This is a genomic window from Rhodoferax sp. GW821-FHT09E07, from assembly GCF_059416145.1.
In genome coordinates this window covers 417,253-436,659 of sequence record NZ_JBWKOP010000001.1, presented here as the reverse complement: position 1 = coordinate 436,659, position 19,407 = coordinate 417,253, and the positions used below count along the sequence as shown (strand labels likewise).

Below are 19,407 nucleotides of genomic sequence, written 5' to 3'. Positions count from 1 at the left end.
GAATGATCAATGAAAGTGGGCTCCAGCCCTCATGGAGTATGCGCGAGCAGCTACAAAGTCAGGAGCACAGCGCCCCAGGTGAAGCCGCCGCCCACGCCTTCGAGCATCAGCGTCTGGCCGGGCTTGACCTGGCCGGCACGCACTGCCGCGTCCAGCGCCAGCGGGATAGAAGCCGCCGAGGTATTGCCATGCTGGTCCACTGTTACTACCACTTTATCCATGGGAAGTTTCAGTTTTTTGGCAGTGCTCTGCATGATGCGGATGTTGGCCTGATGGGGAATCAGCCAGTCAATATCAGCTTCCGTCTTGCCAGCCTTGGCCAGCGTGGCACGGGCAGCGCTCTCCAGCACGCCCACGGCCAGCTTGAAGACCGCCTGACCATCCATCTTTAATAGGGGATCACCCAGAATGTGTCCATTGGCCACATGGCCGGGCACACAGAGGATGCCCACGTGCTTGCCATCGGCATGCAGGTCGCTGGCCAGAATGCCAGGCGTCTCCGACGCCTCCAGCACCACGGCGCCCGCACCGTCGCCAAACAACACGCAGGTCGTGCGGTCGTTGAAATCCAGCAAGCGGGAGAACACTTCGGCCCCTACCACCAGCGCCTTGTTGGCGGCACCGGACTGGATCATGGCGTCGGCCACGGTCAGGGCATAGACAAAACCACTGCACACGGCCTGCACATCAAACGCTGCGCCACCGTTGGCGCCCAGCTTGTTCTGCAAAATACAGGCGGTCGACGGAAAGACCATGTCTGGCGTGGAGGTAGCCACAATGATCAGGTCGATGTCTTGGGCCTCCAAGCCTGCGGCCTGCAACGCGCCTTTGCAAGCTTCCAAAGCCAGGTCGCTGCTGTAGACGCCATCGTCCACAAAGTGCCGCGCGCGGATGCCGGTGCGCTCCACGATCCACTCGTCCGAGGTTTCTACGCCAGTCGCAGCCAATTGGGCTACCAGGTCGGCGTTGCTCAGGCGACGGGGAGGCACATAGCTGCCAGTGCCGGTGATGCGTGAATATCGTCTCATGGGTGTTATGGCGGGCACCCGTTCAGGCTATTGCGTTGCGTCAGACGCAGCCAGCAAAGGGGCTGCATGGGCAATGCGGACCTGAACGCGGTCCAGCAAGTTGTTTCGGGCTGCATCATACGCGCGGTTCAATGCGTTCCCAAACGCCAGCACATCGGCCGAACCGTGACTTTTGAACACCAGGCCGCGCAGGCCCAGCAACGCAGCACCGTTGTAGCGACGGTGATCCACGCGGTTTTTAAGCGCTGTTAGCACCGTGTAAGCCGCAATTGCCGCCATTTTGGTGAAAATGTTTTTGGAAAATTCGGCTTTCAGGAAGTTGCCAATCATGGACGCCAAGCCCTCGCTGGTCTTGAGCGCCACGTTTCCGACAAAACCGTCACAGACCACGATCTCGGCCGTGCCCTTGAAAATGTCATTGCCCTCTACGTTGCCCACAAAGTTCAAATCGCCGGACTTGGCCGCATTTCGCAGCAATTCACCGGCTTTTTTGATGACTTCGTTGCCCTTGATGACTTCTTCACCAATGTTGAGCAGACCGACTGAGGGGGATTCCTGGTTGGTTAACACCGACACGAGCGCCGAGCCCATCACCGCAAACTGCAGCAGATGTTCGGCCGTGCAGTCCACGTTGGCGCCCAAGTCCAGCACCGTAGTGGCACCACCCGTGGAATTGGGAATTTGGCCCGCAATGGCAGGGCGCTCAATGCCATCCATGGTTTTGAGGACGTAGCGCGAAATCGCCATGAGTGCGCCGGTGTTACCAGCCGAGACAGCAGCTTGGGCGGCGCCATCCTTGACTTGCTGGATCGCCACCCGCATGGAAGAGTCTTTCTTCTTGCGCAGGGCCACCTCCAGCGGATCGTCCATGGTGACAACCTCGGTCACCGTCACCAGCGTGGCACGGGGGTGCGAAAAGCCCTGCAGCGCCTCGGGCAGGCCCACCAGCACCAGAGCGGCCTCCGGGTGCTGCTCCAGAAACTGGGTGCAAGCGGGCAAGGTGACCTGGGGTCCGTGGTCTCCCCCCATGCAATCGACGGCGACAGTAATCATGCGTGCATCATTCCAACGACAACGAAGTCAAACATCCGACTATAGAGCCCATAAATGACAAAAGCCCGTCGCTACAGGTCTGTAGCTTCGGGCTTTTGGAGATTCAGGCGAATCAGGCTTCGGACTTGGTCTTCAGCACCTTGCGACCACGGTAAAAACCGGTGGGGCTGATGTGGTGACGCAGGTGGGTTTCACCGGTGGTGGATTCCACAGCGATACCGGGCACCACCAGAGCGTTGTGCGAGCGGTGCATGCCGCGCTTGGAAGGAGATTTTTTGTTTTGTTGAACTGCCATGGTCGGCTCCTGAGCAAAAGTGCTGCACAGGTTGTGGCAACACGGTTAGGGTTGGTAAAACGCGACGAATTTACGCGCGAAGCCTCAGATTATAGCCCAAAGCCGGGCGCTTAGCCAGCGCCTTTATCCTTGAGCTGCTGCAACACCGCAAACGGGTTCGGCTTTTCCTCAGGCGCATCGACAAAATCCGCGTCCGCGACCGCCAGCTTGACAGGCTGAGGGCAGGTCTCATGCTTGGGTACGGGCGGGATGGACATGAGCAATTCGTCTTCCACCAGGTCCAGCACATTGAACTCACGGCTCAGTACCAGCACATCCTCTTCCGACTCCTCGTCCTCGATCTCGGCCAGCGCCTCGGTGGCCACAAAGCGAAAGTCGCGCGTGAATGCGACATCCACATCCACTGGCGTCAGGCAGCGTTGGCAGGTCATCGTCAAAACGGTACTTCCGGACAGGTGCAACCAAGGTTCATCCACCCCGGCGGCATCGGAGCGGATTGCACCGCGGGCCTCAAATTGAACGGCCACAGCATCTGCCTGGCCCTGCGTCTCTTCGCGCAAACGCAGCATCTTGGCCAAGGGCACCTGGCTCGCCAGTTGACCTTCGCCCTTGGCGAAGGTCAGGATGTTCAGGCTATTGGCTGAATATTCATAGGTCATGGGCGCAGTGTAAGAGAATCGCCCCATGCAAGACCCCGCCTCCCGAAAACTCGTTTTAGGTTCCACCTCGGCCTACCGCCGCGAACTGCTGCAACGCCTGCGTGTGCCATTTACGGTGGCCGCCCCCGATGTGGATGAAACCCCTCAGCCCGAAGAAACTCCGCTCGCCCTGGCACGTCGGCTGGCGCTGGCCAAGGCCCAGGCCGTGGCCCGGCAGTTCCCCGACTGCGTGGTGATTGGTTCGGACCAAGTGGCCGACCTGGACGGAGAACCGCTGGGCAAGCCTGGTACGCACGAACGCGCCGTCGCCCAGCTACAGAAGATGCGTGGCAAAACGGTGGTCTTCCAGACAGCAGTAGCCGTGGTCTGCCAGGCCAGCGGCTTCCAGCAGGAAGACGTGGCCCCGGTGCGCGTGGTGTTCCGCGACCTCAGCGACGCAGAAATTGAAAACTACCTGCGCGCCGAGACACCCTACGACTGCGCGGGCAGCGCCAAGAGCGAGGGCCTCGGCATTACCCTACTGGAGTCTATTGACAACGACGACCCAAGCGCCCTGGTCGGTCTGCCACTGATCCGCACTAGCCGCATGCTGCGCGCGGCGGGCATCCCATTGCTGGGGCCTGTATGACGCAAGTCGCCGCTACTACCAAAGGCACGCTGTATCTGGTACCTGCGCCGCTGGACTTTGGATGTGCAACGCAAAGCCCGCTGGACCAGAGCATGCCGGTGCACACGCTGGCCGTGGCGGCCGGACTGCGGCACTGGATTTGCGAAAACGCCAAGAGCACACGCGCCTATTTGAAGCGCGTAGATGCGAGCCACCCACTGGGCGTCTCGCTACAAGAGCTACAGATTCAAGAGCTGCCGCGCGAAGTCCACAAAAAAGGCGACCATCTGGGCGGCTTTGACGCCAAGCCACTGCTGGCTGCCGCGCTACAGGGTTATGACGTGGGCCTGGTCAGTGAAGCCGGCATGCCCGCGGTCGCAGATCCGGGCTCGTCGGTAGTGCGCGCGGCGCACGACCTGGGCCTGCGCGTGGTGCCGCTGGTGGGGCCGGTGTCCCTGTTGTTGGCGTTGGCCGCCAGCGGGCTCAATGGACAGAACTTCGCGTTCGTAGGCTATGTGCCAGCCGATCCCGGCGAGCGAACCAAGCGCATTCGTGAGCTGGAGTCGTTGGCACTAAAAACCGGGCAAACCCAGCTCTTTATTGAAACGCCCTACCGCAACACCGCCCTGCTCCAGGGCCTGCTACAAACGCTGCAGACTAACACGCGGTTGGCGACGTCCAGCGGCCTGACGCTAAGCACCGCAAGCACCCACAGCAGCCTGGTGAAGTACTGGAAGCAAAGCGGCTGGGCGCTGGACAACGCCACGCCGACCGTGTTCGCCATTGGCCGCTAAGGCAGCCAGGTTTCAGTGAATGGCGGGCAGTGAGCGCAACGCCTTGGCCGCACCGTCGCCAATCGATGCGCCAAAGCGCTTGACCAAGCGCTCAGCCACGTTGTCTTTGCGGGTGTAGTCGATGATTTCTTCTGCCTTCACCACTTCGCGCGCTACGTAGTCCAGATTGCCGAGCTTGTCGGCCAGGCCCAGTTCGATGGCCTGCTGGCCGGTCCAGAACAGGCCGCTGAACATTTCAGGCGTTTCCTTCAGGCGGGCGCCGCGGCCTTCCTTCACCACGGCAATGAACTGCTGGTGGATCTGGTTCAGCATGGTCTGGGCAAACGCGCGCTGCTTCTCGGTCTGCGGGCTGAAGGGGTCCAGAAAGCCCTTGTTCTCGCCGGCCGTCAGAAGACGGCGCTCCACGCCCAGCTTGTCCATCAGGCCGGTGAAGCCAAAGCCGTCCATGAGCACGCCGATGCTGCCGACGATGCTGGCCTTGTCCACAAAAATTTGGTCGGCACCCGCAGCGATGTAGTACGCCGCCGAGGCGCAGGTTTCTTCCACCACCGCATAGACCGGCTTGTTGTGCAGGGCCTTGAGGCGCTTGATCTCGTCGTTGATGATGCCGGCCTGCACCGGGCTGCCTCCAGGTGAGTTGATCAACAGCACCACGGCCTTGGCGGCCTCGTCTTCAAAGGCGCTGCGCATGGCGGCTACCACGAATTCTGCGCTGGCTTCGGCGCCCGAGGCGATTTCGCCCTGGATGGCGATGACTGCGGTGTGCGGGGTCTTAACATCGGTTGTGGAGCCGCCGCGCTGCATGCCCAGCCAGACCAGCACCGCCAGAAATACCAGCCAACCTATGCGGATGGCATTGCGCCAGCGGCGTGCTGCGCGCTGCTCCACCAATGATGCCATGGCGAGCTTCTCCAGCGTGGCGCGCTCCCAACCGGGAGCCGAAGTGGCTGCGCTTGCTATGTTTTTAGGAGCTGTTTGCGCAGATTCCACGGGGGCTGGACGGGGATTTTCCCCGGAGTCAGGCGTGGACGGGAATTGGGAGTCAGACATAGATATCTAGAAGACCACAGGTTGTAGGTGAGGGCCAGTATGCCAGTGCACGACCCCATCCGATTCAGTAAGGGCTATGGAAATCAGCCCTCCGCGGCAGGGGCCGGTGCGGCACTGACCGGTTTGGGGGCTGTACATGGCGCCGTGGGTGGCGCACATCAGCCAGTTGCCGGTCATGTCGAAAAAACGGTTGGGCTGGTAGTCCATCTCCATGGGCACATGGGAGCAACGGTTTAGGTAGGCATAGGCCTTGTCGGCGTAGCGAATGGCGAAGGCGTAACAGGTCTGCCCGCAGTACACCACGTCGAACGGTACGGCCAGGCCGCTATTGACCAGATCGCCCGAGTTGCACAGGGCGATCATCTGCGGCTCAGTGTTCAAGGGCATGGTGCTTGTCCTCAGGCGTTGTCCAGCAGCCAGGCGTGCAGCTCGGCCACCGAGTGCACCACGCAGAGCGGGCCCAGCTCCTCGAACATGGCCGGCGCGTGGGCACCGTAGCTCACGCCCACGCTCGCGCAGCCCGCGTTCAGGGCCAGCTGCAGATCGTGCGTGGTGTCGCCCACCATGAGCACGCGCTCGGCCGGCACGCCCAGCTCGGCCATCAGCTCCTGCAGCATGCGCGGGTGCGGCTTGCCCGCGGTCTCGTCCGCCGTGCGGGAGCTGTCGAATACGCCGCGCAGTTCCACCGCGTCCAGCACCTCGTCGAGGCCGTTGCGATTCTTGCCCGTGGCCACAGCCAGCAGATGCTGGCGCGACTTGAGGTCCGCCAGCATGGGCAACACGCCGGCAAACAGGCTGATGTCGTTCTGGTGCGCCACGTAGTGGTGCTTGTAGCGCGCGCCCAGCTCGGGGTATTTCTCTTTGGGCACGTCGGGTGCGGCATGGGCCAGCGCCTGCATCAGCCCCAGGCCGATCACGTAGGAAGCGTCCTTGTCATTGGGAATCGTGCCCCCCACGTCGCCCACGGCCAGCTGGATGCAGCGCGTAATGATGGCGGTGGAGTCAAACAAGGTGCCATCCCAGTCGAACGCAATCAGGTCGAACTGGCGGGCACGGGTGCGGGAAGAGGACATAGGCTACTGAAAATAGGTCAAAAAGGTGCCGCTTCAGGCGGCCCCGGGCAAGGCAGAGGCCAGAAAGGTACTCAATTCTGCGGGCAATTCGGCGCGCAGTTCCACGCGCTCGCCCGTGGCGGGGTGGTTGCACTGCAGGCGCCAGGCGTGCAGGAACATGCGTTTGAGCGCCACCCCGCCCTCGCCCCGGGCCAGCGCCTTGTTGCGCTCAAAGTCGCCATATTTGTCATCCCCGGCAATTGGCATGCCCTCTGAGGCCAGGTGTACGCGGATCTGGTGCGTGCGCCCGGTCTTGATGGTGACTTCCAGCAGCGAATAGTCATCGGATGCGGTTCGCACCTTCACCAGCGTGAGCGAGGGCATGCCGTCCGGGTCGTCCTTGGCCACCACCTTGACGCGCCGCTCCCCGGCATCGGCCGCGCCGTCCTTGCCGGCCAACAGGTACTTGTGCAGAGGTTTGTCCAGCACCTTCTTATTGGCAGGCCAGGCACCCAGCACCAGCGCCAGGTAGGTTTTGCCGGTTTCGCGCTCGCGGAACTGGTCCTGCAGGTTTTTCAATGCACTGCGCTTCTTCGCCACCAGCAAAATGCCGCTGGTTTCCCGGTCCAGCCGGTGCACCAGTTCCAGAAACTTGGCTTGGGGCCGCGCCATGCGCAGCTGCTCGATCACCCCAAAACTGACGCCCGAGCCCCCATGCACGGCCACCCCGGCGGGCTTGTTCACCGCCAGAAAGTGGTCGTCTTCAAACAGGACAGGAAAGGCTTTGGCTGGCACCCGGGCCAAAGCCTGGGCCGCCACCTGCTCGGCCATGGCCTGGGTTTTCTGCTCCGCCCGCTCCGACACGCGCACCGGCGGCACCCGTACCACGTCGCCCACTGCCAGCCGGGTGTCGGCGCCGGCACGGCCCTTGTTCACCCGCACCTCGCCGCTGCGGATGATGCGGTAGACATGGGTTTTGGGCACGCCCTTGAGCTCACGCACCAGAAAATTGTCCAGGCGCTGGCCCGCACTGTCTTCGTCGACCGTCACGGATTTGACTTGCGGGTTTGTCAGGGGGGGGGCTGGGGTCGGATTGCCCCCTATAATGTGTTTCACTAGCGACGCGCTGTAAGTGGTTGATTTGTCTGGAGTTTAGTCCACACCCCACAAACCGCTTCGCTGGAAGGTCGATGCCGCCGGGCTGCACTGCTTGCAAATCACACGCCACCTGCCTGTGATGGTCAGCAACAGCACGGCCAAGCCGACGAATTGAAACCCTGATACGGAATACCCCAAGTTCGCAAACCCGCGGTTTGCGAATGGAATGAAACGAGATGTTTGTGTTGCTTAGCCTGATGACCCTGTGCCTGCGGAGCGTTTTCGCTCCGTTGTTTGGCACAAATCAGCCTGCAGCCCCGGTAAAGCCTGCGCAACGAGCTATCCTTTTGATAGCAAGTTCACAAACGCACCCCCTCGTCCCCATCCCTGCGCCTACGCTTCGTCGCCTCGTGTGACCTGAAGTTCTCCGGCAATTCCACCTCACTTCAATTCGTCAGTCCGGCACCGTACGCCCAATCCGGGCATGTGCTTATTGAAGAAGGATGCAATCCATGAAACGGATGCTGATCAACGCCACGCAGGCTGAAGAACGCCGCTTGGCCATTGTCGACGGACAAAAACTCCTCGACTACGAAATCGAAATCGAAGGGCGCGAACAGCGCAAGGGCAATATCTACAAGGCCGTCGTCACCCGCGTCGAGCCCTCGCTGGAAGCCTGTTTTGTTGACTACGGCGAAGACCGCCACGGCTTCCTTCCGTTCAAGGAAATCTCCAAGATGTACTTCAAGGAAGGCGTGTCGGCCTCCCAGGCACGCATCCAGGACGTCATCCGCGAAGGCCAGGAACTGCTGGTTCAGGTCGAAAAAGAAGAACGTGGCAACAAGGGTGCAGCCCTGACCACCTTCGTCTCGCTGGCCGGCCGCTATGTGGTGCTGATGCCCAACAACCCCCGCGGTGGCGGCGTGTCTCGCCGCATCGAAGGTGATGACCGTGCCGAGCTCAAGGAAAACATGGACCAGTTGGAATACCCCAACGGCATGTCCATCATTGCGCGCACTGCCGGCATCGGCCGCAGCGCCCCCGAGCTGCAGTGGGACCTGAACTACCTGCTCAAGCTCTGGACCGCCATCGACGGCGCCGCCAAGGGCGGCAAGGGTGCTTACCTGATCTACCAAGAGTCCTCCTTGGTGATCCGTGCGATCCGCGACTACTTCAACCACGACATCGGCGACATCCTGATCGACACCGACGACGTGTACGAGCAGGCCCAGCAGTTCATGGCCCACGTGATGCCCGAGCACGCTGCCCGCGTGAAGCGCTACCGTGACGACGCCCCGCTGTTCAGCCGTTTCCAGATCGAACACCAGATCGAATCCGCCTACGCCCGCACCGTGCAACTGCCGTCCGGCGGCGCTATCGTGATCGACCACACCGAAGCCCTGGTGTCCGTGGACGTGAACTCGGCCCGCGCGATCAAGGGCGGCGACATCGAAGAAACCGCCACCCGCACCAATTTGGAAGCCGCCGACGAAGTCGCGCGCCAGATGCGCCTGCGCGATTTGGGTGGCCTGATCGTCATCGACTTTATCGACATGGAAGAGTCCCGCAACCGCCGCGAAGTGGAAAACCGCTTGCGCGACGCCCTGCGCCAAGACCGTGCCCGCGTGCAGTTCGGCACCATCTCCAAGTTCGGCCTCATGGAAATGAGCCGCCAGCGCCTGCGCCCCGCGCTGTCCGAGGGCGCTTCGATTCCTTGCCCCCGTTGCGGCGGCTCTGGCCACATCCGCGACACGGAAAGCTCCGCACTGCAGATCCTGCGCATCATCCAGGAAGAGTCGCTCAAGGACAACACCGCCTCCGTGATGTGCCAGGTGCCCGTCGATGTGGCGTCCTTCCTGCTGAACGAAAAGCGCACCGAGATCGCCAAGATCGAACTCAAGCAGCGCATCAATGTGCTGATGGTGCCTAACAAGACGCTGGAAACGCCCAACTACAAGCTTGAACGCCTGAAGCACGACGACCCGCGCCTGGACCACATCGAAGCCAGCTACAAAATGGCCGACGACATGGAAGAGGCCACCGGCGTGACCCGCCGTTCACAAGAGCCCACCAACAAGCAAACCCCAGTAATCAAGGGCGTGTTGCCCGACGCACCCGCGCCCATCGCTACGCCCAAGCCTGAACCCGTGAAGGTCACCGCGCCCGCACCGGCTGCCAAGCCTGTGGCGGCGCCTGCCCCGGCCAGCACCGGCTTCTTTGGCTGGATCAAGGGCCTGCTGGGTCTGGAAGAGGCAGCACCTGCGGCCGCCCCCACGCCCGCTGCCAAGACCGAAGAAAAACGCGAAGGCCGCGATGGCCGTGGCCGTGATGGCAACCGCAACGGTGGCCGTGGTGACCGCAATGACCGTGGTGGCGAGCGTGGCGAAAGCCGCAATGGCCGCGGCGGACGCAATGAGCCGCGTGGCGAAGGCCGTGCCCCCCGCGAAGAAAACCGCGGCGAAGCCCGCCCTGACGGCAACGGCGAACGCAGTGAACGCGGTGGTCGCAATGGCCGCAACCGTGGTGAACGCGGCGAGCGTGGCGAACGCCAAGGCGGTGCCCCACGCAATGAACGCATGGATGCCGGCGCACCCGCAGCCGCCCAGGACGTGCAAGTCAACGCGCTGGCGGACGGCGGCAACGCCCCCGCTGCGCGCGGCGAGCGCGGTGAAGGCCGTGGCGAGCCCCGCCAAGACCGCGCCCCCCGTGGCGAAGGCCGTGGCCGCAACCGCGGTGAAGGCCGTGGCCCCCGTGAGGACAACGGCGACCGCACTGCGGAGCCTCGCAACGAAGCCCGCGCTGAAGAGCCCACCGAAGGCCGCAACGACGCAGCCGGTGAACTGAACGGCGAAGCCCGTGGTGAAGCCCGCGAAGGCCGTGGCCGCAACCGCAACCGCAATGGCCGCCGCGACGAGCGTGGCCCACGCCAGGATGAAGGCAGCCGCAACGCATCCGAACAGCAATCCTCGCTGGGCTTTGCCGATACCGAACCCCATGGCACAGACGGAGCCGCACAGGCCTCTGTTGGCGATGAGGCTGGCGAAGGCCGTGCCCCCCAAGGCGAACCACGTGAACGCCAGTCCCGTGACCGCTATGGCCGTGACCGTGGCAACCGCCAGGACCGTGGTGAGCGCGCTCCCCGCCCTGCTGCCGATGCAGTGCAAGGTGATGCCGCTCCCAGCGGCGAAGCCGAGGCACCTGAAGCTGCTGTGCCTGCGCAAGTCGCTGCACCTGTTCAGCAGGCAGCGCCCGTGGCCGTTGCAGTAGCCCCTGTGGTTGCGCCAGTGGCCGCGTCGGTTGCCCCTGTGTCGGGCCAAATGCCCAAGGTGCAGGCTTACGCTTTGCCCACCGAGACGCTGCAGCAAGTGGCGCAGGGTTCCGGCTTGCAGTGGGTCAACTCGGATCTCGGCAAAGTCGCAGCGGTGCAAGCTGCAATTGCAGCAGAGCCCAAGCCGGTGCATGTGCCGCGCGAGCGCCCAGCTCCGGTGGTCATTGAAGAACAGCCGCTGGTACTGGTGGAAACCCGCCGCGACCTGCGCAACATGACCCTGCCCTTTGAGGGCAACAACGCCAGCTAAGCTGGCGCAAGTTGGGGGTTCGCAAGAACCCCCATGGTCATGCAAAAGGGGCACCGCGGTGCCCCTTTTGCATGGGTGAAACGGATCGCTCAGAACAAATCCACGGCACCAATCTTCAGGGCTTCGCCAAAGAAACCACGGCGAACCAGTTCAGCATGGCTGAACACCTTGTTCTGGCCGTTGTGCTGGGCATAGTCCACCGCACGCTCGGCGCGCTCCAGTGCGGTGCTGGGCGAATCGTCGGGTGTCACGCGGGTAAAGCCGCCACAAATCGTCAAGCGTCCCACCTGCGGGAAGTTGAACTTTTCAATGTTGGCGCGGAAGCGCTCAAAGGCCGCCAGAACCAAGGCTTCGTCGGGGCAGTGCATCAACACCGCAAACTGCTCACCACCGAACCGGTAGAGCCGGTCATAGGTGCGGAAGGTGTTGTTCATGATGCGCGCCACCAGCAGTAGCACTTCTTCGGCAATCAGATGGCCGTTTTTGTCATTGATCAAGCCAAAGCTGTCGACGCTGATGGTGCCCAGCCAGTAGTTGGGCGGCACCCTGTGGCGACGCTCCTGCCCAGGCGGGGCTGCCACTTCGGGGGCGCCTCGGGACACGGCATCGCCCTCACCGAGTTCGTCCAGCACGGCGCTGTAAAACGTGTCATCCAACGACTTGCGATTCAACAGGCCCGTGAGGGCATCGCGGTCACTGTACGCCAACAGGTGGTACATGTTGCGAAACACGTGGTGCACGGCACCAATGGTTTGCACTTGCTCGGAACTCAGCACCGAGGCGGAGTGAATCTCGAGTGCGCCTTCATCGTCGCTCAGACTTTCGGCAAACAGCGGGAAATACGTGATGCGCGGGCCGTCTTCACCGGCCCAGGCAATTTCCACCGTGCTGCGCGTCTGCAAGGCCTGCAGGCGGTCTTTGTTGTCTTCCAACAGGGGGAGCTTTTGAAAGTCCACACGCAAGGGGTCCACCACCTTGCCACCGCCCTTGGCGTCCAGCGTGGTGACCTCCAGCCATCGCCGAACCCCCTCTTCACTAACCACCCGTGCCACGATGACACGCTGGATGGGTACAAGGTCAATCAAGGCCTTGGACAAGGTGAGCTCCAACAGGTCGCGCTCGCGGTGGTCTGTGAGCTTGATGAGGTGGTCTATGAGTGTGGCCATGGGCGGATAATAGCCCTGAAAACCGGCTCCGTCACGCTTTGGCAGCTTCCTTGTAGGCCTGTGCCGCAGCGGCCATATCCTGGCGCTGTTCGGCCAGTTCAGCCAGGGCTCGCCACGCATCGCGCTTGAGCTCCCTGTCCTTGAGCATGGACAGCGATTGGCGCAACAACTGCTGGGCCTTGCCCCACAGTTCCAGACGCGCGCACATGACGCCGGCCAGGTACTGCAGCATCGGGTCTGCGGGATTGGCCAACTGCAACGACTCGATACGCGCAAGCCACGCAGCATCGGGCGCACCGGCAGCGGCGGCAAAGCCTTTCTCCAGCACACGAATCAATCGCAACCTCAACGCCGGGTTCAGCGCATCCAGGCGCTGCGACATGGTTTGCCACAGCGGGTGTACCCACAACCTGGACACCGCAACATCACCGCCCAGGGTAAGGCAGCGCTCGGCCGCTTCCAGCGCCACTTCGGGGATGCGCTGTTCAGCGGGGTCGAGGTGCTCCCACTCGCGCTGCAGTTGCGCGGGGTCATAGGCCGAACGAATCATTTCCAATGCCAGGCCACGGGCAATGCCGGCCCCCGCCACTTCAGAAAACGCGCGGTGCTTGGTCAGCAGGCGCGAAGCATCCAGCGCCATGCGGGCCTTGCCGGCCTGGCGCGCCACCTTGAAGCGCAGCCGCAGTGCAATGGTGCGACGTGCCGTTCCTTGGGGCAGTTGGTCCAGCCACTGCATGGCGGCTCCAGGGTCTCTGTCATCAAACGCCCAGCGCGCCGCACGCATGTGCACGCCATCGCGCGCGTCCTGCGCCTCCCGCAAATGGGTGTGTTCCAGCGCCAGCTGAAAGTGCTGATCGCGCACCGCGCGGTCCTGCAACGCATGTGCACTCTCGGCCGCCAACAAGTGCGACAGCGTGCGCAAGCGCGCGGCCTGCACCACGTTTTCATCGCCTGCGCGCACCGACTCTTCCAGCGTCACCACCAGCTCCGCAGCTTTGCGGGCACGCACAAAGCGCCCGGCCACCAGATGCAGCAACGCATCAATCAGCGCCGTGTGGATGGAACGCTCTTTTTGCTGCAGGCGCCAGCGCTTGGCCTGCAGCGGAATGCTGAACAGGCCCGAAAGCGCACGCAGTGCCAGGTGCAGCGTGACAAACGCCAGCGCCAAGACCAGCAGCACCAAATTCAACGACACGTCCACGCGGTAGGGCGGCCAGTACAGCGTGACCGTGCCCTGGTTGTTGCCCGCAAACAGCGCGGCCGCCACGGCCGTGCCAAACAACGCCATCAGCCACAGTGCAGCCCGCATATCAGCGCCCCGCCGCCGCCGTGGCCAATGCAGCCAAGGTCTCGTCCACGCGTGGCAGCTCCAGCGAACGCATCTGGCCCTGCAATTGCTGCAGCACACCCTGCGCGGCCTGGGTCTTGCGCGACGAGGTATCGAAATAACGAACCAGCGACGCGGAAGCCGCGGCCAGGTCGGCACGCGCCGAATCGGTCTGCCGGGCCAACAGGCCCAGGCGGGCGTTGAGCAACTTGAGCTTGAGGTTTTCGCGCACAAAGAAGGATTGCTCGGGCGACAGCAGTGGCGCCTCGGGGTTTTCTATGCGGCTCACCCGCACCAGGCCACGGATTTCCTCCCGCACCTCCGCCAGCATACGCACCCACCAGGTGGGCACGGACTCTTCAGTCTTGCGTTGCAAGCTGGCAGCAGGGCGCGCCACGGCAACTGCGTTGGCTACCGGCAAATCGTCGGCCAGCAGCACCAGTTCGTCGAGCTTGACCAGCAGCGCCGGGGTGTCTGCCAGCGCGGTGGCCTTGATGCGTGCCACGTCCTTGGCGATCGCACGTTGCAGCGGCGTCAGACGTGGCTGGGCTGCACGTGCCACCCGCAACTCGGCGGACTTGAGGGAGGCCAGCAGCGGCTCGGCACTGCCGGTGAGCTGGGCCTGCTGCTGCGCCAGACGCAGGGAGGACTCAATGTCGACCACCAGATTCTCATCGCGCGAGCGCGACAGGCTCTGCATAAGTTCTTCGAGCTGGGTGCGCTGCAGCGACACTTCGCTCAGTCGCGCCTCTGTCACGGCCAGTTTGGCAGCGGTCTCAATGGCCAGCTCTTGGGCCTGGCGAGCGGTAGCGCGCGCCTCGGTGGCCTGGGTACCGGCATCGGCGCTTTGGCGCGCCAGCTGCTCCTGGATGGAGCTGAGCTTTTGCCACAGGAACACGCTGGCCACCAAACCGACCACTGCCACCACGGCCACGCCACGCAGCAAGCGCCGGGAGGATTTGACCGCGGGCAGGATCGCGCCGGCCTGCGGCGTGACATCCACTACCTCAGGCGCCAGGGGAACCGGGGACTCAGTATTCATCAGAGAGATTCTATCGACGCCATCAACGCTGCCAGCGCAGGTTTGGACTCACGCACAGTGCCAAAGCCGGCATCGCGGGCGGCCTGACCAATGCGCGGGTGGGTCACCACCGCACGGGCCTGCTGCCAGGGCTGCTGGGGACACCAGGCCACCAGGTTGGCAATGGCTTCTGAACTGCTGAACAGCCAGACCGACCCGTCACGGGCCGCTTCGCTGATCAGCGCCTGGCTGTCGGCCGACAGATCCGGGCGCCGGCGCTGGTAAGCCACCACAAAGTCCACCACCGCACCTGCGGCAGTAGCACGCCGGGCAAACCAGTCCCGTCCCACGCCCTCGTCACTGGCCTCGCCTTGCGCGGTGGTGCCACGAACAATCAGCAGGCGAAAGCCTGGCACGATCCGGGACTGGACCACCGACCACAGGGCCTCGGAATCAAACTGACCCTTGTCATGCGGCGGAGCGTCAATCCAGCCAGGCTCGGCGCCAGCGCGCAACAAGGCCGAATAGCTGCCAGGCCCGGTCACAAATGCTCTGCTTTTGATAGCTCCTCGCGCAATGAATACGGGGGCTAGAGCCGGTTTCAATGCAAAAAAATGGTCTACCGCGTTACGGCTGACAAACATCACCGCGTCATAGTGGTTCTGCGCCAGCCGGGCCCAGGCTTCACGCACCGCCTGCGGCTGGGCCGGGGGCAATACATCGATCAGGGGCAGGCTGTGTGCTTGGTAGCCCGAATCGTTCAAGGCCTGCACCCACTGCGCGGCCTCAGCCTGCGGACGGGTCACGATGACGCGCATGGCTCAGTGCCCAGCCGCGGTCTGCGCACGCACGCCCTCTTGCAGCAGGCGCGCGACCTGCTCACCCAACGCCACGGCCGCCGCGTGATCCGTCACCGGGCCAGCGGCCTGCGCTGTCACCAGGGGCAGCACACCGTCGGCATCGCCCCATGCTGCGCGAATGTGCAGCTGCGTTCCGTCCAGCGTGGCATACGCCGCCAGTGGCATGGAGCAGCTGCCACCCATCATGCGGCTCACCGAACGCTCAGCCGCCACGGCCAACCAGGTGGGCTGGTGCGCAAGCGTTGCCAGGGCCTGGGCCACATCGGCTCGGCCCCGGCGAATTTCGATACCCAAAGCACCTTGCCCGGCGGCAGGCAGCATTTGCTCGGGGCTGAAGGTGGCGCGGATGCGCGAGGCCAGCCCCAGGCGCTTGAGACCGGCCGCCGCCAGGACAATGCCGTCGTACTGGCCATCGTCGAGCTTCTTCAGGCGGGTATCCAGATTGCCGCGTAGCGGCTCCATGCGCAAGTCGGGGCGCAGCGCACGCAGCAGCGCCACGCGGCGCAGGCTCGATGTGCCAACCACGGCGCCCTGCGGCAGGTCCAGCAGGCTGGCATAGCGGTTGGACACCCAGGCATCGCGCGGGTCCTCGCGCTCCATTACACAGGCCAGATCGAAGCCGTCAGGCAGCTCCATGGGCACGTCCTTGAGCGAGTGCACGGCGAGGTCGGCACGCCCTTCTTCGAGCGCCACTTCCAGTTCTTTGACAAACAGGCCCTTGCCACCCACTTTGCTGAGCGAACGGTCCAGGATTTGATCGCCCTTGGTGGTCATGCCCAGCAGGGCCACAGAAGCCCCCTGTTGCTCCAGCAACGCCTTGACATGTTCGGCCTGCCAAAGCGCCAGCCGGCTCTCGCGTGTGGCGATCGTAAAATTACGCAAAATCGTACCCTGTTGGTAATCGGAGGAATGCCTTCGATGCTAGCATGGGCGCGATCCTTGCTTCGTTCGAAGCGTCCTCCACTCCCACCTGTTTGACCCATGAAAAATGCCCCTGCCGCTGAGACGGCCAAGCGAAGCAAAGACAACGAACGCCCTCTGGTGGAAGACATCCGTCTTCTGGGTCGCATTCTGGGCGACGTGATTCGCGAACAGGAAGGTGTGGAAGCCTACGAACTGATTGAACAAATCCGCAAGTTGTCGGTGGCGTTCCGCCGCGATGCTGACCACGAAGCCGACAAGGCGCTGAAAAAACTGCTCAAGGGCTTGTCGGGCGACCAGACGGTGAGTGTGATCCGCGCTTTCACTTACTTCAGCCACCTGGCCAACCTGGCCGAAGACCGCCACCACATCCGCCGCCGCGCCATCCACGAACGCGCCGGTGACACGCAGGAAGGCAGCATCGAAGTGGCCATGTCGCGCCTGCGCTGGGCTGGCATTGCACCCAAGACCATCTCGCAAACGCTGGCGCAGAGTTACGTCTCCCCCGTGCTGACCGCCCACCCCACTGAAGTGCAACGCAAGAGCATTCTGGATGCCGAGCGCGACATTGCCCAGCTGCTGACTACGCGTGACGAAATCAAGCTGCGTGCCGCGATGGTGGACAGCAAGAAGGACGCGCTGACCCCCAAGGAGCTGGCCGCCAACGAAGCCCAGATGCGCGCCCGCGTGATGCAGCTGTGGCAGACCCGCCTGCTGCGCTTCTCCAAGCTCACCGTGGCCGACGAAATCGAAAACGCGCTGAGCTATTACGAGTCCACCTTCCTGCGCGAAATTCCCAAGCTCTACGCCGACCTGGAAGAGATGCTGGGCAACCAGCCCGTACACAGCTTCCTGCGCATGGGCCAGTGGATTGGTGGAGACCGCGATGGCAACCCCAATGTGAGTGCCCAGACGCTGGAATACGCGCTGCGCCGCCAATCGGAAGTGGCCCTGCGCCACTACCTGACCGAAGTACACCGCCTGGGCGCCGAGCTGTCCATCTCCGCCATGCTGGCCGACTGCACGCCCGACATGCAGGCCCTGGCCGAGCGCTCGCCCGACCAGAATGCCCACCGCATGGACGAGCCCTACCGCCGCGCGCTGACCGGCATGTATGCCCGCCTGGCCGCCACGCTCAAGAACCTGACCGGTACCGAGGCCGCACGCCACGCGGTGGCGCCGCAAAACCCCTACCTGCTGGCGCAGGAATTTGTTGTCGATCTGCGCGTTATCGAAGCGTCGCTCAAGGCACACCACGGTGCAGCGCTGGTCACCCAGCGCCTGCGTCCGCTGATCCGTGCCGTGGAAGTGTTCGGTTTCCACCTGGCCACGGTGGATTTGCGCCAGAGTTCCGACAAGCACGAGGAGGTGGTCGCCGAACTGCTGGCGACCGCCCGCGTGGAAGCCAACTACAGCGCACTGACGGAAGAAGCCAAACGCACGCTGCTGCTGGGCCTGCTCAACGACGCGCGCCCACTGCGTGTGCATGGTGTGGATTACTCGGCCCATGCCCAAGGCGAGCTGGCCATCTTTGCCGCCGCCAAGGTCATGCGCGAGCGCTTTGGCCATGAGGCGATCCGCCACTACATCATCAGCCACACCGAGACCGTGAGCGATTTGCTCGAAGTGCTGCTGCTGCAGAAGGAAGTGGGCCTGATGCGCGGCACGCTGGATGCACAGGCGGTGGCCGACCTCATTGTGGTGCCCCTGTTCGAAACCATCGAAGACCTGCGCAACGCCGCGCCCATCATGCGCGAGTTCTACGCGCTGCCCGGCGTGGCCGATCTGGTCAAGCGCAGCGGTGCCGAGCAGGACATCATGCTAGGCTACTCCGACTCCAACAAGGACGGCGGCATCTTCACCAGCAACTGGGAGCTATACCGCGCCGAAATCGCGTTGGTGGAGCTATTTGACGTGCTGGACAAGCAGCACAAGATCCAGCTGCGCATGTTCCACGGCCGTGGCGGCACGGTCGGCCGCGGCGGCGGCCCCAGCTACCAGGCCATCTTGGCCCAGCCCCCTGGCACCGTGCGCGGCCAGATCCGCCTGACAGAACAGGGCGAGGTGATTGGCTCCAAATACGCCAACCCCGAAATCGGCCGGCGCAACCTGGAAACCCTGGTCGCTGCCACGCTGGAAGCCACGCTGCTTCAGCCCACCAAGTCGGCCACCAAGGCCTTCCTGGAAGCGGCTGCCGAGCTGTCGCAAAACAGCATGGCCGCCTACCGCGCGCTGGTGTACGAGACCCCCGGCTTCACCGAATACTTCTTCGCCTCCACACCTCTGCGCGAGATTGCCGAGCTCAACATTGGCTCACGCCCCGCATCGCGCAAGGCCTCGCAAAAGATTGAAGACCTGCGCGCCATTCCCTGGGGCTTCAGCTGGGGCCAATGCCGTCTGACACTGCCAGGCTGGTTCGGCTTTGGCTCCGCCGTGCAGAAGTTCATCAGCAGCGGCACGGCCGCCGAGCAGAAAGAGCGCGTGGCACTGTTGCAGAAGATGTATAAGCAGTGGCCCTTCTTCGGCACCCTCCTCTCGAACATGGACATGGTGATGGCCAAGAGCGACCTGGCCCTGGCCTCGCGCTATGCCGAGCTGGTGGGAGATGCCCGTCTGCGCAAGAAGATATTCACCGCGATTGAGACCGAGTGGCAAGCGACGGCGCAAGCCTTGGCCACCATCACGGGTGAAAAAGGCCGCCTAGCCAACAACGCGGCGCTGCAACGATCCATCCGCCACCGTTTCCCCTACATCGACCCGCTGCACCACCTGCAAGTGGAGTTGGTGCGCCGCTACCGCGAAGGCAAGGCCGACGAGCGCGTGCAGCGCGGGATTCACATCTCGATCAACGGGATTGCGGCTGGGTTGCGCAACACGGGCTGAGTTCCTGCAGCACTG

17 protein-coding genes are annotated in these 19,407 nt (G+C 63.3%); 4 read left to right on the top strand and 13 right to left on the bottom strand.

Going from position 1 to position 19,407, the window contains the following annotated elements; translation table 11 throughout:
• Positions 1 to 50 precede the first annotated feature (50 nt).
• The 4 genes from AC07OE_RS02140 to AC07OE_RS02125 all read right to left on the bottom strand — a co-directional run bounded on the left by AC07OE_RS02140 (position 51) and on the right by AC07OE_RS02125 (position 3,035).
• On the bottom strand, positions 51 to 1,028 hold the full coding sequence (locus tag AC07OE_RS02140) for a beta-ketoacyl-ACP synthase III (protein ID WP_495068911.1): 978 nt from the start codon (positions 1,026 to 1,028) through the stop codon (positions 51 to 53).
• Between the two features lie 27 nt (positions 1,029 to 1,055).
• On the bottom strand, positions 1,056 to 2,081 hold the full coding sequence (gene plsX, locus AC07OE_RS02135) for a phosphate acyltransferase PlsX (protein ID WP_495068910.1): 1,026 nt from the start codon (positions 2,079 to 2,081) through the stop codon (positions 1,056 to 1,058).
• A 112-nt stretch (positions 2,082 to 2,193) separates the two neighbouring features.
• A complete protein-coding gene (gene rpmF / locus AC07OE_RS02130; protein WP_105259923.1) occupies positions 2,194 to 2,376 on the bottom strand; it encodes a 50S ribosomal protein L32 in 183 nt (60 codons plus the stop codon).
• Between the two features lie 110 nt (positions 2,377 to 2,486).
• On the bottom strand, positions 2,487 to 3,035 hold the full coding sequence (locus AC07OE_RS02125) for a YceD family protein (protein WP_495068909.1): 549 nt from the start codon (positions 3,033 to 3,035) through the stop codon (positions 2,487 to 2,489).
• Between the two features lie 25 nt (positions 3,036 to 3,060).
• Here AC07OE_RS02125 and AC07OE_RS02120 point away from each other — a divergent pair, with 25 nt between their 5' ends.
• Positions 3,061 to 3,663, top strand: coding sequence for a Maf family nucleotide pyrophosphatase (locus tag AC07OE_RS02120; RefSeq protein WP_495068908.1), 603 nt, complete (start codon positions 3,061 to 3,063; stop codon positions 3,661 to 3,663).
• Positions 3,660 to 4,436, top strand: coding sequence for an SAM-dependent methyltransferase (locus tag AC07OE_RS02115; protein WP_495068907.1), 777 nt, complete (start codon positions 3,660 to 3,662; stop codon positions 4,434 to 4,436). The genes AC07OE_RS02120 and AC07OE_RS02115 overlap by 4 nt, the downstream gene beginning before the upstream one ends.
• A gap of 12 nt (positions 4,437 to 4,448) precedes the next feature.
• Here AC07OE_RS02115 and AC07OE_RS02110 read toward each other — a convergent pair whose 3' ends face one another.
• Genes AC07OE_RS02110 through AC07OE_RS02095 form a run of 4 tightly spaced genes read right to left on the bottom strand, consistent with a single transcriptional unit; the run spans position 4,449 to position 7,654 of the window.
• Positions 4,449 to 5,486 (bottom strand): S49 family peptidase, encoded by a 1,038-nt coding sequence (locus AC07OE_RS02110; RefSeq protein WP_495068906.1) that lies wholly within the window; start codon positions 5,484 to 5,486, stop codon positions 4,449 to 4,451.
• A gap of 6 nt (positions 5,487 to 5,492) precedes the next feature.
• The gene (locus AC07OE_RS02105; RefSeq protein ID WP_495068905.1) at positions 5,493 to 5,873 is read right to left on the bottom strand and encodes a Rieske (2Fe-2S) protein; all 381 of its coding nucleotides are present in this window, start codon (positions 5,871 to 5,873) and stop codon (positions 5,493 to 5,495) included.
• 11 nt (positions 5,874 to 5,884) lie between these two features.
• A complete protein-coding gene (locus tag AC07OE_RS02100) occupies positions 5,885 to 6,559 on the bottom strand; it encodes an HAD family hydrolase (RefSeq protein WP_495068904.1) in 675 nt (224 codons plus the stop codon).
• A gap of 33 nt (positions 6,560 to 6,592) precedes the next feature.
• Positions 6,593 to 7,654, bottom strand: coding sequence for an RluA family pseudouridine synthase (locus tag AC07OE_RS02095; protein WP_495068903.1), 1,062 nt, complete (start codon positions 7,652 to 7,654; stop codon positions 6,593 to 6,595).
• Positions 7,655 to 8,148: 494 nt separating this feature from the next.
• Here AC07OE_RS02095 and AC07OE_RS02090 point away from each other — a divergent pair, with 494 nt between their 5' ends.
• The gene (locus AC07OE_RS02090; protein ID WP_495068902.1) at positions 8,149 to 11,214 is read left to right on the top strand and encodes an Rne/Rng family ribonuclease; all 3,066 of its coding nucleotides are present in this window, start codon (positions 8,149 to 8,151) and stop codon (positions 11,212 to 11,214) included.
• 89 nt (positions 11,215 to 11,303) lie between these two features.
• On the opposite strand, the gene AC07OE_RS02085 is transcribed toward AC07OE_RS02090, so the two are convergent.
• The 5 genes from AC07OE_RS02085 to hemC are packed head-to-tail and all read right to left on the bottom strand — an operon-like array spanning position 11,304 to position 16,470.
• On the bottom strand, positions 11,304 to 12,380 hold the full coding sequence (locus AC07OE_RS02085; protein ID WP_495068901.1) for a GGDEF domain-containing protein: 1,077 nt from the start codon (positions 12,378 to 12,380) through the stop codon (positions 11,304 to 11,306).
• A gap of 31 nt (positions 12,381 to 12,411) precedes the next feature.
• On the bottom strand, positions 12,412 to 13,689 hold the full coding sequence (locus AC07OE_RS02080; RefSeq protein WP_495068900.1) for a heme biosynthesis protein HemY: 1,278 nt from the start codon (positions 13,687 to 13,689) through the stop codon (positions 12,412 to 12,414).
• Between the two features lies 1 nt (position 13,690).
• Positions 13,691 to 14,749, bottom strand: a complete 1,059-nt coding sequence (locus tag AC07OE_RS02075; RefSeq protein WP_495068899.1) for a uroporphyrinogen-III C-methyltransferase — start codon at positions 14,747 to 14,749, stop codon at positions 13,691 to 13,693.
• Positions 14,749 to 15,546, bottom strand: coding sequence for a uroporphyrinogen-III synthase (locus tag AC07OE_RS02070; protein ID WP_495068898.1), 798 nt, complete (start codon positions 15,544 to 15,546; stop codon positions 14,749 to 14,751). Before AC07OE_RS02070 ends, AC07OE_RS02075 begins: the two co-directional genes overlap by 1 nt.
• A gap of 3 nt (positions 15,547 to 15,549) precedes the next feature.
• Positions 15,550 to 16,470, bottom strand: coding sequence for a hydroxymethylbilane synthase (gene hemC, locus AC07OE_RS02065; protein WP_495068897.1), 921 nt, complete (start codon positions 16,468 to 16,470; stop codon positions 15,550 to 15,552).
• A 99-nt stretch (positions 16,471 to 16,569) separates the two neighbouring features.
• Between hemC and ppc the strand changes: the two genes are divergently transcribed.
• Positions 16,570 to 19,392, top strand: coding sequence for a phosphoenolpyruvate carboxylase (gene ppc, locus AC07OE_RS02060; protein WP_495068896.1), 2,823 nt, complete (start codon positions 16,570 to 16,572; stop codon positions 19,390 to 19,392).
• The last annotated feature ends 15 nt before the right edge of the window (positions 19,393 to 19,407 follow it).